14 protein-coding genes are annotated in these 13442 nt (G+C 69.3%); 5 read left to right on the top strand and 9 right to left on the bottom strand.

Going from position 1 to position 13442, the window contains the following annotated elements:
- Positions 1-41 precede the first annotated feature (41 nt).
- From MMR14E_RS10905 to MMR14E_RS10895, 3 genes are all read right to left on the bottom strand, one after another.
- Positions 42-1700 carry a GDSL-type esterase/lipase family protein gene (locus MMR14E_RS10905; protein WP_331314179.1) on the bottom strand — a complete coding sequence of 553 codons (1659 nt, stop codon included), beginning with the start codon at positions 1698-1700 and terminating at the stop codon, positions 42-44.
- Positions 1701-1722: 22 nt separating this feature from the next.
- The gene (locus MMR14E_RS10900; RefSeq protein ID WP_331314177.1) at positions 1723-2967 is read right to left on the bottom strand and encodes a hypothetical protein; all 1245 of its coding nucleotides are present in this window, start codon (positions 2965-2967) and stop codon (positions 1723-1725) included.
- A gap of 72 nt (positions 2968-3039) precedes the next feature.
- On the bottom strand, positions 3040-4401 hold the full coding sequence (locus MMR14E_RS10895; RefSeq protein WP_331314175.1) for a coagulation factor 5 8 type domain-containing protein: 1362 nt from the start codon (positions 4399-4401) through the stop codon (positions 3040-3042).
- 158 nt (positions 4402-4559) lie between these two features.
- Between MMR14E_RS10895 and MMR14E_RS10890 the strand changes: the two genes are divergently transcribed.
- Positions 4560-4964 (top strand): nuclear transport factor 2 family protein, encoded by a 405-nt coding sequence (locus tag MMR14E_RS10890; RefSeq protein ID WP_331314173.1) that lies wholly within the window; start codon positions 4560-4562, stop codon positions 4962-4964.
- A gap of 39 nt (positions 4965-5003) precedes the next feature.
- Here the strand turns inward: MMR14E_RS10890 and argC are convergent, their stop codons facing one another.
- The 5 genes from argC to MMR14E_RS10865 form a co-directional block, all read right to left on the bottom strand.
- Entirely contained in the window at positions 5004-5954 is a 951-nt protein-coding gene (gene argC / locus MMR14E_RS10885; protein ID WP_331314171.1) for an N-acetyl-gamma-glutamyl-phosphate reductase, read from the bottom strand.
- 171 nt (positions 5955-6125) lie between these two features.
- Positions 6126-6611 carry a 30S ribosomal protein S9 gene (rpsI, locus tag MMR14E_RS10880; RefSeq protein ID WP_042671562.1) on the bottom strand — a complete coding sequence of 162 codons (486 nt, stop codon included), beginning with the start codon at positions 6609-6611 and terminating at the stop codon, positions 6126-6128.
- A 2-nt stretch (positions 6612-6613) separates the two neighbouring features.
- On the bottom strand, positions 6614-7075 hold the full coding sequence (gene rplM, locus MMR14E_RS10875) for a 50S ribosomal protein L13 (protein WP_012318175.1): 462 nt from the start codon (positions 7073-7075) through the stop codon (positions 6614-6616).
- A gap of 210 nt (positions 7076-7285) precedes the next feature.
- Complete coding sequence (locus MMR14E_RS10870) at positions 7286-7903, bottom strand: CoA-binding protein (protein ID WP_331314170.1); 618 nt, start codon at positions 7901-7903, stop codon at positions 7286-7288.
- A gap of 127 nt (positions 7904-8030) precedes the next feature.
- Positions 8031-9302, bottom strand: a complete 1272-nt coding sequence (locus tag MMR14E_RS10865) for a nucleotide sugar dehydrogenase (RefSeq protein WP_331314169.1) — start codon at positions 9300-9302, stop codon at positions 8031-8033.
- 219 nt (positions 9303-9521) lie between these two features.
- Between MMR14E_RS10865 and MMR14E_RS10860 the strand changes: the two genes are divergently transcribed.
- The 3 genes from MMR14E_RS10860 to MMR14E_RS10850 all read left to right on the top strand — a co-directional run bounded on the left by MMR14E_RS10860 (position 9522) and on the right by MMR14E_RS10850 (position 10429).
- The gene (locus MMR14E_RS10860) at positions 9522-9788 is read left to right on the top strand and encodes a hypothetical protein (protein WP_331314168.1); all 267 of its coding nucleotides are present in this window, start codon (positions 9522-9524) and stop codon (positions 9786-9788) included.
- Between the two features lie 69 nt (positions 9789-9857).
- A complete protein-coding gene (locus MMR14E_RS10855) occupies positions 9858-9992 on the top strand; it encodes a hypothetical protein (protein WP_331314166.1) in 135 nt (44 codons plus the stop codon).
- Between the two features lie 83 nt (positions 9993-10075).
- Positions 10076-10429 (top strand): hypothetical protein, encoded by a 354-nt coding sequence (locus tag MMR14E_RS10850; protein WP_331314164.1) that lies wholly within the window; start codon positions 10076-10078, stop codon positions 10427-10429.
- Between the two features lie 257 nt (positions 10430-10686).
- Here MMR14E_RS10850 and MMR14E_RS10845 read toward each other — a convergent pair whose 3' ends face one another.
- Entirely contained in the window at positions 10687-11052 is a 366-nt protein-coding gene (locus MMR14E_RS10845) for a cytochrome c family protein (protein WP_331314162.1), read from the bottom strand.
- Between the two features lie 779 nt (positions 11053-11831).
- Here MMR14E_RS10845 and MMR14E_RS10840 point away from each other — a divergent pair.
- Positions 11832-13340 carry a hypothetical protein gene (locus MMR14E_RS10840; RefSeq protein WP_331314160.1) on the top strand — a complete coding sequence of 503 codons (1509 nt, stop codon included), beginning with the start codon at positions 11832-11834 and terminating at the stop codon, positions 13338-13340.
- Positions 13341-13442: the final 102 nt, after the last annotated feature.

Here is a 13442-nt window from a genome sequence, read left to right as displayed (position 1 = left end):
CCGATCTCGGCGCCGCGCCCCCGGTGCGACGGCTTTGGGCCCTATCGCCGGAGACTGGCGAGAAGGTGCCGCACCCGGGCCAGCGGCGTGCGGGTGCGGGCCCGGTCCAGGGCGCCGCGGATCTCGGCGGCCAGCCGGGCCGCGACGATCTCGCGGGCGGGATCGTCGTAGTGGACGATGTCGTAGAAGGTCCCCTCCTCCCGGTCGCGAAAGATCCCGCTGAGGTCGAGGGCCGTGAAGGTGCGCCGGTACGGGCGGCGCGCCGCGAGCTGCGCGGTGAACGCCTCCAGCTTGGCGTATTGCCGGTCGAGATAGGCCAGGAACGCCCCCGAGGCGACGCCGCGCTCCACCTCGGTGAGGTGGCGCTTGCGCAGGATCGTCGGTTGCAGGACGCTGACGATCGGCACCGCGTGGTCGTGGGACAGCTTGGTCAGCCGGTGCGCCGCCAGTTCGTAATGGTGGACGATCGCGTCCTCCCAACCGGGGCTCTGCCAGCCCACCTCGACCCGCAGCCGCTTCAGCTCCTCGTAGATCAGCGTGATCAGCGCCTCGTAGGACAGGCCGTCCTCGCGGGCGCGGGGATCGTGCGTATCGAAGAAGTGGTCGTAGAGCCGCTGGGTGATGAAGGCGTTGTAGGGGTGTCCCGGCCGGGGATCGTAGGTCCAGGGCTGGAACAGGTCGGTGCTGCCGCTCAGCACGAGGATCGCGTCGGGGCCGTAGGTCACGAGCCGCGACCAGATCAGGTGCGTCATCTGCGTGAGGCAGCTCGACATCACCCCGAAATTGTAGACCTTCGCGCTGTCGAGGCCGTCCGCCCGCAGGATCCGCTCGATGCGGCCCGGCAGGGTGTTGGCGATGTCGCCGCCGTCGATCGTGGTCGAGTCGCCGACGACCAGGATCCGGGTCTCGCCCTCCGGCTTGCGCGCGACGATCGGGGCGGCGTTCAGGAAGCCGTCCGCGTCGAACGGGACGCCGTAATGGCTCGCGCCCGGCTTGCCGGCGAACTGGATGAACGGGCTCGGATAGCGCGTGTTCGAGTCGAGGTAGCCGAAATGGTGTAGGAACTTGCGCCGCCGCGCGGCGTCCTCGCTCTCCGGCGGCGGCCAGATCGGCTCGAGATCCGGGACCGTCAGGACCGCCAGCGTCGCGGCCTCGAGCGCCGCGAGGCCGGCGGCGCTGAGGCCGATCCCGTCGTCGCTGTAGTCGGCCCGGAGCGCGCCCGCCCCCGTGGCCAGGACGGGATCGTAGTCGATGAAATGGGCCCCGTATTCCTGCACGTGGTCGCGCAGCCACGCGTTGACCGCGCCGATCAGCGCGACCGGCCGCCCGGCCGCCCCGGGCGCGTTGGGATCGACCGGCAGGATCGAGCCGACCCAGGTCCGCACGTACAGGTCGCTGGTGTCCCGCAGCATCGCGGCGATGTCGCCCACGATGCCGTCCAGCGTGGGCGAATGCGCGCCGCCGAGGATGTCGTCGCGGCCGCAGAGCAGGTGCAGGCCCTTGGCACCGTAGAGGGCGATCTCCGAGCGGAGCCGGCGCGCCGTGTCCCGGACCGACTGGCCGGCGATGCCGCGGCCCACGGCCTGCGGTCCGGAGAACAGGGGCGGGTTCCGCGCCGTCCACCCGGCCGTCACCGAATCGCCCAGGAATAGGAAGGGCCCGAATGGGAACTGTGGCTTGTCCTGCATCGGCGTGCTCATGCCGTCGCGATCCGGGGCGGCGTCAGCGCGCCGCGAAGATCTCGATCCCGTCGAGATGCAGGTGCTGCTCCTCGTCGAGATCGATCTTGATGTAGCGGAACCGCGCGTTGTCGAACCGCAGGTGGAGGGGCAGGCCGGGATGGCAGTGCGCGTCTACGGCGTCGAAGACGAGGCGGTAGTCGCCCTCGGTCTCGCCCAGCCAGACCCGCATCAGCTGCGCCCGCTCGCTGAGCTGCCCCCACCGGTTGTATATCCGGATCTCCGAGACCCGCTCGACCGCGCCGAGATCGAGGACGAACCAGGGGTTCCGGTCGAGCCCGGTGTGGAAGAAGAAGGACGGGTCGCCGGTGGTGCGCTCGCCGTAGGTGCCCGTGGTGCCCGACCAGGGCGATGCGGAGCTCGCCGTCCAGGTCTTGCCCAGCGCGATGTTCTCGGAGGGCCGCATCGCCACGAGCGTGTCCATCTCCAGCTCGTCGATCAGCGTCCGGATCTGCTTGGACGGCTGCCGCAGCGGCGGAATCTCCAGCTCGAGCTTGTAGATCAGGTTCGACAGGATGCTCTGGTCGAAGCGGTGGTCGATGAAGCCCTCGAGATCCGGCAGGCCCATCTGGTTCGGGATGTCGGTGACGACCCGCGCGTCGCCGGCGTAGCGCAGCCACTCGGCCACGAGCCGGCGGGTGGCGGGGCTCACCATGAAGGCGATCCAGGAGGCCTGGATCTGGTCGGCGTCCCAGTAGCGCGCGGCGTCGCAGTCCATCAGCACGAAGCAGTCGCGCTTGGTCCAGGCCCGCTGCGGCTTGCCGTGCAGCACGCCCACCGCGACCCGGCGGTCCGAGCCGTCGAGCCAGGTGAGCAGCGGCGCCACCGGCGGCAGCGGGTCGTCGCCGACCGCCTGCATGCCGGTGTCGCTGAAGACGATAAAGTCGCCGTCGCGGCGCTTCTCCAGCGCCTCAGCGATGACGTAGGGCTTCCAGGCCCAGTTGCCGGCGCCCCGGGACCGGTCGAGGATCGCGCGGTGCTCCCGGTAGAACGGCGTCCCGCGCAGCCGGTCGGGGGACCAGCTCTCGATCGTGTCGAAATCGCCCGTGGCGGCGGCCGAGGCCACCAGCCGGCGCTGGCTCTCGACGTAGTGGTACTTGGCGGCGAAGCTGACCAGGGTGGTGTGGCGCGGCCGGAGCCGCCGCCGCAGCCGCATCAGCACCTCGGCCCGGTGCATGTCGAAGGCGTTGACGCACAGGGCTTCCGGGGATGGGTCAGCGCTGGCCAAGTCTGTCCTCCGGCGGTGGCTCGAGGGCTTGTCACCGGTTTTGCCGGCTTCGGCAAGGCGGCGCGGCCGGGCTCAGGCGTCGTCGAAGGCGAGGTTCTCGGCCGGATACGCGAGCATCAGCGCGCGCCGCTCGGGCGAGTTGTCCCACTCGCCGACCTTCGTGTAGCCGCCGGCGAGGTCCAGCACCTCGACGACCCGCCCGATGGTCGGGATGCTCTTGAAATGCTGCGGCCAGCCCGAGGCGAAGTAGTAGACCTGCTCGACGTGCTCGGAGAGCTGGCAGACGCCCGGCCCGAACGTGCCGAGGCCGAAGACGAGGTAGCGCCCGTTCATCAGCGCCGCGACGTCGTCGATCAGGGTGCCGCTCTGGGTCGTCAGGGGCACGCCGATCTCGGCGATCCACGCTTCCAGCACCGGGATCACCGGATTGAGCCGGTTCTCGAACACCATCTTGATCCGGGCGATGCGGCCCTCCGCCAGGAGCCGCCGGATCACCATCTGGTAGAAGGCGAGCGGCGGCTGCGGGTAGGTCGGCGCCACCCAGGTGCTGAAGATGTCCCCTGAGCGGATGTGGATCAGCAGCTCGTCGTCGGGCTTGGCAGGGATCTCCGCCGGCAGCCGGTTGAACAGCGGCCGGATGCAGGTCCGCACGATGTCCCGGGTCTCGTCGGGGCCGAGGCTCCCGGCGAGCTGCTGGATCCCGAGGTCGAAATACATCCCCGACAGGAACAGGCCCGCCTCAGGCAGCGGCTCCGAGCCGGGGATGAAGGTGAGGCCGCCGCAGGTCAGCGGGCCGGTCAGGCCGATCACCTCGCTCCGGTCCGCGGCCGGGAGCTTGATGTATTTCAGGTTCAGGTTGCGGGCGATGCCGATGGCGAGCAGCAGCTGGATCAGGCAGTTGCCGAAGGCGCCGCACTCGTGGAGCGCGAGCCCGACCAGGGCGCGGGACCGCGGCCGCTCTGCGCCGACGAGGCGGTAGGAGACGTAAGCGTTCGCGCCGGGCCGCTCGTCGGCCATGTCGAAGGGCACGTCGAGCACGCGCCGCAGGGCGATGAGATCGAAATCGGCCTGCGCGCACAGGACCTGCATCGCCCGGCCCGGCAGACCGGCCGCCGTGACGCGGACATGGCGCGCCCAGGCGCCCTCCCCGGCCGCGAGCGTCAGGGTCGCGGCGCCGTCCGGGGCAGCGCCGAGGGCCGGCTCCTGCCAGACCTCGCCGTCGTCCGACAGGGCTAGATCGGGCCGCCGGCCGACCGGATCCCCGGCGCTACCCCCGACGATCCGCACAGCGTGGAGCGGGAAGCGCAGTCCGAGATCGATCTGGACGCGGGCGGTTCCGATCGGCAGGGACACGTCATCCGCCCGATGCCACGGCCGTCCCGCCGCGAGGTCGATCAGGTCGTCCTCCGTCTCGCCGAGTGCCTGCGCGCGCATCGCCCTCAATCCTTGCCGCCGGGGGAGGCGGCGGGTCCGAGGGTCGCATAGGCCGGGCGGAGCGATTGTGCCACCCGGCCCGCACGCACCGGCTGCGTTCCGCGCTGACCTCGCGTATCCTGCGCCGGCCGCCGTCGTGCCGGCACGAGGGAGCATTCATGTCCGAGCAGAAGACCGCGGGCCGGCCCGGCGCCGAGCCCGACTACGATCGCCTGCTCCGGCAGAACCTCGACCGCGTCTTCAACGAGCGCGACGACGGCCTGCGTGCGGCCGCGCTCGCGGAGCTGTTCGTGGACGAGCCGGTGATGTTCGAGCCCGCCGACGTGGTGCGGGGCCGCGCCGCGATTGCGGAGGTCGCGGGCCGGCTCCTCCAGCAATTCGGCCCGACCTTCCGCTTCACCCCGGTGGGCGATGCCGTCGGACATCACGGGCTCGGCACGCTGCGCTGGCGGGCCGGCCCGGCCGACGGGCCCGTGGCGGTCACCGGGGCGGACGCGGCCGAGATCGTCGATGGCCGGATCGCCCGGCTCTGGGTCCTGCTCGACCCGCCGCCGGCAGCCTGAGCCGGCGGGTCGCCGGCGCGCCGCGTCCGGGTGTTTCCCTCAGCCGTCGAGCCCGAGCATCAGCCCCAGATTCTGCACGGCCGCCCCTGAGGCGCCCTTGCCGAGATTGTCGAGCCGCGCGACCAGCACCGCCTGCCCGTGCTCGGCCGAGCCGAACACCCGCAACTCCAGCCGGTCGGTGTCGTTGAGATCCTCCGGCTCGATCTTCTCGCGGTGCGCGCCGGTGGCGGCGCCCGGCACGACCTGCACCTGGGGCTGCCCGGCGTACCAGTCGCGCAGGGCCGCCTCGAGGTCGGAGGCGCTGGGCCGGCCCGGCAGGGTGTCGAGGTGGAGCGGCACGCTCACCAGCATGCCCTGCCGGAAGTTGCCCACCGACGGCACGAAGATCGGCCGCCGGGTGAGCCCGCTGTAGCGCTGCAGCTCCGGCAGGTGCTTGTGGGCGAAGCCGAGACCGTAGAGCTGGAACGGCGGCGCCGTGCCCTGCTCGTAGGCCTCGATCATGCTCTTGCCGCCGCCGCTGTAGCCGCTGACCGCGTTGACGCTGATCGGGTGGTCGGCCGGGATCAGGCCGCCCTCCACCAGCGGCCGCAGGAGCGCGACGCCTCCGGTCGGGTAGCAGCCGGGATTGGCGACCCGCCGGGCGCGGGCCACCGCCGCCCCCTGCTCCCGGGTCAGCTCCGGGAAGCCGTAGGTCCAGCCCTCCGCGATCCGGTGGGCGGTGCTGGCGTCGAGGACGCGCGGGCCGCCGCCGGGCAGGCTGTCGGCCAGCGCCACGGTCTCCTTGGCGGCCTCGTCCGGCAGGCACAGCACGACGAGGTCGACCTCGGCGAGCAGCGCGCGCTTGGCCGCCGGGTCCTTGCGGTGCTCCGGCGCGATGCTGCGCAGGGCGACCCGTCCGTCGCGCTCCAGGCGCTCGCGGATGCCGAGACCGGTCGTGCCGGCCTCGCCGTCGATGAACACGGTGGGCTTCGTCGCGCCTGCGCCAGACATCGCTCGTCTCGCTCTCTCGAATGTGCCTCGCCGCCCGAGTCGGGCGCCGCGGACGGGGATCAGGTGCGCGCGGTGCGACAGCCTGTCAACGCCCGTGCCGCGGCCTGAAAACGCGAAAGGGCGGCCCCCGCAGGAGCCGCCCTCTCCGTGACACCGGTGTGACCGGGTGTCTTAACGCTTGGAGAACTGGAAGCTGCGGCGGGCCTTCTTGCGGCCGTACTTCTTGCGCTCGACCACGCGGGCATCGCGGGTGAGGAAGCCCTCACGCTTCAGCGGGGCGCGCAGCTCCGGCTCGTAGTAGGTCAGGGCCTTCGACAGGCCGTGGCGCACCGCGCCGGCCTGGCCGGAGAGGCCGCCGCCCGCCACCGTGACGGTGATGTCGTACTGGTCGACGCGGCCGGCGATCTCCAGCGGCTGGCGCAGGATCATGCGCAGCACCGGGCGGGCGAAGTAGGTCTCCACCGGGCGCTTGTTGATCGTGACCGTGCCGCTGCCGGGCTTGATCCAGACGCGGGCGACCGCGTCCTTGCGCTTGCCGGTGGCGTAGGCGCGGCCCTGCGCGTCCAGCTTCTGGACGTGGACGGGGGCCTCGTTGGCGGGGTCGACCGCGCCGGTGTTCGACCGGTTGAGGTCGGCGAGGGACTGCAGGGTCGCCATGATCAAGCGCTCACGTTCTTGCGGTTGAGGGCGCCGACGTCGAGCGCCTGCGGCTGCTGGGCCTCATGCGGGTGCTCGGTGCCCTTGTAGACGCGGAGATTGCCGAGGATCTGGCGGAAGAGCGGGCCGCGGGGCAGCATGCGCTCGACGGCCTTCTCCACCACGCGCTCGGGGAACCGGCCCTCGAGGATGAACTTGGCAGTCCGCTCCTTGATGCCGCCCGGGTAGCCGGTGTGGTAGAAATAGCTCTTCTGATTGTACTTGCGCCCGGTGAACTTCACCTTCTCGGCGTTGATGACGATGACGTTGTCGCCGCAATCGACGTGGGGCGTGTAGGCGGCCTTGTGCTTGCCGCGCAGGCGCATCGCCACGATCGACGCGAGGCGGCCGACGACGAGGCCCTCCGCGTCGATCACGATCCACTTCTTGTCGACCTCGGCGGGCTTCAGCGAGGTGGTCTTCATAGCCAAATCCCAGGGGTTCCGACGGACCGGACCCCGACGCGTCGGGATCCGCGGACATCGGGGTGCCGAAAAACGAGCCGCCGCGTGGGGCACACGCGGCGGCGGTGCCGGGTGCATAGACGGCCCCGGATGCCGGGTCAACTGAGAAAATCAGGGCCTCGAAAAAGCTATTTCTTTCCGTGGGTTGGTGATTGAGGTACTTGAATACCGCTAACCCCCGGGGCGCCGGCCACGCTCCGCGATGGTGAGCTTCTGGACGCCCTTGGCCGCCAGAACCGGCTTCCGGGCGCTGAGGATCCGGGAGTTCACGCCGGTCCAGCCGATCTCGCCGGAGAGTCGGCCGTACTCGATCTTGGGGCAGCGATTCATGATCACCGTCAATCCGCGCGCCTCGGCCCGGGCGGCGGCCGCGTCGTCGCGCACGCCGAGCTGCATCCAGATCGTCTTCGGCGGCGGCGTCAGCGCCAGCGCCTCGTCGACCAGCGGCCCGGCGGCGGCGGAGTTGCGGAAGATCTCGACCATGTCGATCGGCTGGTCGCCCAGCCCGGCCTGGACCTCGGCGAGGGAGGCGGCCACCCGGCGCCCGAGCAGGTCCTGGCCGGCGAGGCCGGGATTGACCGGCGTCACCGCGTAGCCCCGGTCGAGCAGGTATTTCAGGACGATCCAGCTCGGGCGCGCCGGATTCGCCGAGGCGCCCACCAGCGCGATCGTGCGCGTGCCGTTCAGGATCGTGCGGATCTGCGCGTCGGGGTAGCGGGCGTGCCGCTCCGCGAGCGCTGCCGCGTCGCTGGGCGCGGGTGGCCGGTTCTCGTGGCCCGTCTCGTCCATGGCGTCTTCCCTCGTCGTCCGGATGATCGCGGGTCGTGTGGCGTTTCTCGCCGAGCCTCTCGACGCATCTCTTGCCGCGTTTATGGCCCGGCGTCTCGTCGCTGTCCCGGCGTCGACGCGGTCGCCGTCACAGCCGCCAGACCTCGTAGCCCAGCCGCGCGAACGGCGCCTTCTCGAAGAGTGCCTTCACGTCCACGATCAGGCCGCCCGGCTTCACCCGGGCGGCGATCGCCTCCGGACCGAGCCGGGCATAGTCGCGGTGCGGGACCGCGATCACCGCGGCGTCCGCCTCGGCGGGCAGCTCGGCCCAGTCGACGAGGTCGATGCCGTACTCGGCCCGGGCCTCCGCCTTGGCGGCGCGGGGATCGTGGACCGACACGGCGCAGCCGAATTCCTCCAGCTCCCGCACGAGGTCGGCGATCTTCGAGTTGCGCAGGTCCGCGCAGTTCTCCTTGAAGGTCAGGCCCAGGACGATGACCCGCGCCCGCCCGGTCCCGCCGGCCCGGACGATCCGCTTCACCGTGCTGCGGGCGACGTGGGCCGCCATGCTGTCGTTGATCCGCCGCCCGGCCAGGATCACCTGCGGGTGGTAGCCGATCATCGCGGCCTTGTGGGTCAGGTAGTACGGGTCGACGCCGATGCAGTGGCCGCCGACCAGCCCGGGGCGGAACGGCAGGAAGTTCCACTTCGTCCCCGCCGCCGCGAGGACCTCCTGCGTGTCGAGGTCGAGCTTGTCGAAGATCAGCGACAGCTCGTTCATGAGCGCGATGTTCAGGTCGCGCTGGGTGTTCTCGATGACCTTGGCGGCCTCGGCCACCCGGATCGACGAGGCGGCGTGGAGCCCCGCCTCGATGATCGACCCGTAGAGGGCCTTGAGCCGCTCCAGGGTCTCGGGGGTGTCGCCGGCGACGATCTTCACCACCCGGGCGAGGCTGTGCTCGCGGTCGCCCGGGTTGATCCGCTCGGGCGAGTAGCCGACGAAGAAATCCGTCTTCCAGCGCAGGCCCGAGGCGCGCTCCAAGACCGGGATGCAGACCTCCTCGGTGGCCCCGGGATAGACCGTGGATTCGAACACCACGGTCGCGCCCGGCCGCATATGCCGGCCGACGAGGTCCGAGGCCCGGATCAGCAGGTCGAAATCGGGGCACTGGGCCGCGTCCACCGGGGTCGGAACCGTGACGACGATCACGTTCGCCGCGCCCAGCGCGGTCGGGTCGTCGGTGATCGCGAGGTGCGCGGCGGCCCGGAACGCCTCCGCGTCGATCTCCCCGGCCGGGTCGTGCCCGGCCCGGTAGGCCGCAACCTTGTCGGTGGCGCGCTCGTAGCCGATCGTGGCCCGCCCCCGGCCGAACGCCAGGGCGAGCGGGAGCCCGACATAGCCCAGGCCGACGATCGCCACGCTGTCCGCCGAGCTGTCCGCTGGGTCTTCCCCTGAGCCGTCTGCCACTCCGTCAGCCACGCCGGATCCCTCTGCGGGCTCGGAGGGCGCCGATGACGATCCGGCCGCCGGGCGCGTATAGGGGCGGTCCGCGCCGGCGTCGACTCGCCCCGGCCCGCGCGGTGCGCGGCCCCGGACCGCCGATGGGGTGAGCACGGGGCGTGACACGGGAAGGTGAGGATGCCTGATCTCCGCTGGACCGAGGGGCCGGTCCACTGCACCGACCTCGTCGACGGGACCGGCAAGGTCTTCGGCTATGTCGGCCCCTGCGCCGCGGGCACGCGCGGCTACGTCGTCCAGTCCGGTTCGGAATGGCCGCCGCGCCCCGCCGCCTTCACCGATCACCCCGCGGCCGCGGCGGCCCGCGCCTGGGTCGAGGCCGCGGTGTCCGCGCGCGCCTTCCGGCCCGTCCGCATCCTCCGGGAGGACGATGGACCGGCCTCGTGATCGCCCGGCGCGGTTCAGGAACTCGTCAGGTTCGCTCGGCTTTGTTGTGGCGTGGAGTGGAGGCACGCGATGGCCGAAATCTGCATCACGGAAGACCAGAACGGACGGTGGACCGTCTACACCGCCGGGCTGGTGGTGACGGACCTGACACGCGAGGCCGCCGAGGCCCTCGCGGCGAGCTACCGCCGCGTCACGGCCGGCTGAGCGACGCGCCTTTCCGGGGCGCGCCGTGCTATGAGCCCCGCTGAGCCCCGATCGCCCTGTCGCGGGCACTGAGGTCGATCACCATGCGCCTGTTCATGCTCGTTGCCGCCGTGCTGGCGCTGCCCGCCCCCGCCTCGGCGCTGTGCCGCTGCACGTGCGTCCGGGGCGAGATGAGGGCGATCTGCCAGGAGACCGACCTCACGGTCCCGATCTGCCAGGGGATTTGCGAGACCACCATCCGGCCGGAGCGGGTGATCGTTCCGCTGGCCGGCGGCCGTCAGGCCTTCGAGCCGGCCCAGTCGACGAACCCCTCGCCCGGTGGCCTCGCGACGCAGGATCCTAACCTGGACACCAATCCGAACGGCACCGTGCTCGGCACCCCGAGCCAGCTCTCCGGCAGCGTCGGGTCGAGCCTGTCCTCAGGCAGCGGCCGCTGAGCCACGAAAGAGCCCCGCGCGGCGGGTGCCGGCGGGGCTGAAGGTTGAGGACGCCCGGTGCGTTACGCCGAGCGACTGGGCGTAAAATAGCATCGTCCTGCGCGATGTGAAGATCTCGCGAAGAGAAACCAAGACTGTTTTTGCGCAGATCCCTGAAGCCAGCACAGAAAACCCCGACCGGCCGGGCCGGGCAGGGTTAATCGCGGCGGACGCGCGACGACGGGCCGCGCGCGTCCTCGGCCCGGGACCTGTCAGACTCAGGACTGGGTCTTGAGGTATGCGATCACGTCGTTGATCTTCTTGTCGTCCGCGATGCCCTGGAAGATCATCTTGTTGCCGGGCACCTTCGTCTTCGGGTTCTTCAGCCACTCGTGCAGGTTGGCCTCGTCCCAGGTGATGCCGGAGTTCTTCAGGGCGGCGGAGTAATTATAGCCCTCGTAGGTGCCCGCCTTGCGGCCGACGACGCCTTTCAGGTCGGGACCCACGCCGTTCTTCTGGAAATTGTGGCACGCCTTGCAGGGGGCGAACGCCTTCTCGCCGGCGGCAGCGTCGCCGGCCTCCTGGGCCTGCGCGGCGAAAGGCATGACGACGGCGAGGACGGCGCCGATCGCAAGTATACGCATTGATAAACCCCAATTTATGAGACTAGCTTCGCGTTTCTGACAGAAAAAACGCGCGATGCAAGCGAAAAAATCTGTGGCTGAGCGTAGATTATATTGGTCTCAACATCGCGTCATTCTGCGCTTCGCGCCGGCTTCCGTCGCACGTCTTCGCGGCGCGGTCGCCGTGTGGCGGCAGACGGTGGCCCGCGCGTGGCCCTTCCCTCTCCTCGTCCGCGAAGAGGCGCGGAAGGGGACGTGGCCGGCGACGCTGAGAACTCTCCCAAGCTTGGCATGTCGGGATATTGACGTGTGCCGAGCCGCGATAATCCGGCGGCGGCCGGAAATTCCGGCTCGTCTCAGGCGCCGAGGGCAGCGCGCGTGAGGAAGGCGCCGTCAGGCCTACCCGGCGATGCCACGCAGCGCGCGGCAACCGCGGAACTCTCCTCGCCAGACTCGTCGCTCGGATTTCTACAGCTCCGACGGCCACCGGTGGGGCGCTGTCCATGCGCCACGTTGCGGTATGATCGAGCGACCTCGAGATCCTCCCTGGCGATGCCTGGCTCTGAGACCGCTCTCGGAAGCCACCACGTCGGGTGCGTCCGTGGCGGGCCGGTTGCCTGCATCGCTTCCGTCAGCGCTCCGTGTTCCGAGCGAAGGGCCTGTCCTGCGGCAACACTCTCGATGCGCCGGATCGAGCGGATGCATTCGCCGTGCGTCGCATGCTTCTTGGCGTCCCTTCCGGGTTGCGATCGCACGCTGCGGATTATCCGCTTCGCCAACTCTGTCAGGCTGCTATGTCCGTGCTCATGAGTCTGAAGCCAACACGCCGCCAAGTCGCTTCGTCGATCGCCACCGCTGGCGCCGGGGCCATCGGCGGCGCGCTGTTGGCGAAACTGGACGGAGGTGGAGCCGCATCAGAGAGGGGGTTTCCCGCGGCCTCTCCGGCCACTGCACCGAATGCAACCATCTACGCGCGGCCTGCCTCGGACCGCGCGGATGAGTACGGCTCGCTTCTGGACGTTATTCCGCGCGATCTGCAATCCGCTGTTGGCGCCGGCGACATCTCCACGCCGCTTGATCACTACATCAACGCCTTCTTCGACCATCTCCGAGCCACCGCGTCGCCGGTGTACCCGACCGGGCGGCGGATTCGGTGGCCAGCCGGCAGAATCCGGCTCGAGAACGCGCTCAACATCCTCGGCTTGCACAACGTCAAGCAGGCCGGGCCGGGCGCGGGAGCCCTGGAAGTCATCCAAACTAACAATTTCCCGGTCTTCGCGGGGGACCTGACTGCTGCGCAGGTCGCGGGCGGCGCTGCTGGCTTGGCACGGCACTCGATCGAGGACATGACGATCCACGGAGCTTGGGGCGCCAATCAAAATTCGAATTTCAATCGCGCGCACGGGATCTCAACCCGTTACTCGAACAGCGTCGCTGTCCGTCGGGTCGATTTCCGCGGCTGCAACCGGATGTGGAACATCGCATTTGCGGTGGGGAATAAAGCCGAGTGGCTGACGTCTCCGATCGCCCAGGCCGGTAATCCGATGACGAACAAATACGGCCTGTTCCAATGTGGAATCAATCCGGAATACGATAATAATTCTGTGCATGGTGACCACAACAGTTTATCGGCACAGGAAGTGGTCTATCGAATGATCTGTGCGCACGGTACGTCGCATACCTGTGCTGTTGGCCTGTCTGCCCGCGTGGGAATGATGTGCGGCCGCTCCGGCGAATACGGCGACGGCGAAGATCCGACCGACGTACCATTCCCGAAGACCCAGTTCGTCTATCCGCATATCAATGATGCGGAGATGGATAGCTGCATCGAGAGCGGGTTCGTCTTCGCCGGCGGTGCGGGGGGGCCGATCTCGCGGATGCGGATGAGTATGCTCTGGGCAGCCAATACCGCCGATGGTCCCGGGGTGTTGATTGATCAGGCAAACGGGTTGCTCATATCCGGCTTACAGACAGTCTACAACGGCGGCGGTGGAATCGTTATAAGTAACAGCAGGTATGTTTCGATTTCAGGTTTTATTGGTGATGGTAATATTCGTGGCAAAAAATTCAGCAGCGATATCGCCGTAAGTTCGTCCTCATACTGTGACATCATTGGCGGAAGCAGTCAGCTGAGCGCAGGCCGTGTCGACAGGAAAGGGCTAAATTTGATCGAAGACAATGATTCCGACTACAATACATACCAGCTTAAACTCGATAAGGGTCGTGGACCGATCGGTAGGAATAGCGAATTTCTCGGCTATCCACAAAATCAGCGAAAGGCCTCGGGGGGCATTGATCCGGTTCGGTGATGCCGTCGTCCGCGGACACCGGTTCTTCGCATAGTGATTCTAACCCATCAAACCGGCCAGAAAGCCATACCTCTGGGCGAGCAATTTCACTGGGGGCGGAGC

Source organism: Methylobacterium mesophilicum (assembly GCF_036441335.1).
In the GTDB taxonomy this organism is placed as follows: Bacteria; Pseudomonadota; Alphaproteobacteria; order Rhizobiales; family Beijerinckiaceae; genus Methylobacterium; species Methylobacterium mesophilicum_B.
The sequence above is the reverse complement of the archived record's forward strand: the minus strand, read 5'-3'. Positions and strand labels throughout refer to the sequence as shown.

What these genes read in the sequence shown, in the direction of transcription:
- MMR14E_RS10860 (WP_331314168.1), top strand. Translation starts at nt 9,522, where the DNA reads ATGCCTGATCTCCGCTGGACCGAGGGGCCGGTCCACTGCACCGACCTC.
- MMR14E_RS10905 (WP_331314179.1), bottom strand. Translation starts at nt 1,700, where the DNA reads ATGAGCACGCCGATGCAGGACAAGCCACAGTTCCCATTCGGGCCCTTC.
- MMR14E_RS10895 (WP_331314175.1), bottom strand. Translation starts at nt 4,401, where the DNA reads ATGCGCGCGCAGGCACTCGGCGAGACGGAGGACGACCTGATCGACCTC.
- MMR14E_RS10855 (WP_331314166.1), top strand. Translation starts at nt 9,858, where the DNA reads ATGGCCGAAATCTGCATCACGGAAGACCAGAACGGACGGTGGACCGTC.
- MMR14E_RS10890 (WP_331314173.1), top strand. Translation starts at nt 4,560, where the DNA reads ATGTCCGAGCAGAAGACCGCGGGCCGGCCCGGCGCCGAGCCCGACTAC.
- MMR14E_RS10850 (WP_331314164.1), top strand. Translation starts at nt 10,076, where the DNA reads ATGCGCCTGTTCATGCTCGTTGCCGCCGTGCTGGCGCTGCCCGCCCCC.
- rpsI (WP_042671562.1), bottom strand. Translation starts at nt 6,611, where the DNA reads ATGGCGACCCTGCAGTCCCTCGCCGACCTCAACCGGTCGAACACCGGC.
- MMR14E_RS10845 (WP_331314162.1), bottom strand. Translation starts at nt 11,052, where the DNA reads ATGCGTATACTTGCGATCGGCGCCGTCCTCGCCGTCGTCATGCCTTTC.
- MMR14E_RS10870 (WP_331314170.1), bottom strand. Translation starts at nt 7,903, where the DNA reads ATGGACGAGACGGGCCACGAGAACCGGCCACCCGCGCCCAGCGACGCG.
- rplM (WP_012318175.1), bottom strand. Translation starts at nt 7,075, where the DNA reads ATGAAGACCACCTCGCTGAAGCCCGCCGAGGTCGACAAGAAGTGGATC.
- argC (WP_331314171.1), bottom strand. Translation starts at nt 5,954, where the DNA reads ATGTCTGGCGCAGGCGCGACGAAGCCCACCGTGTTCATCGACGGCGAG.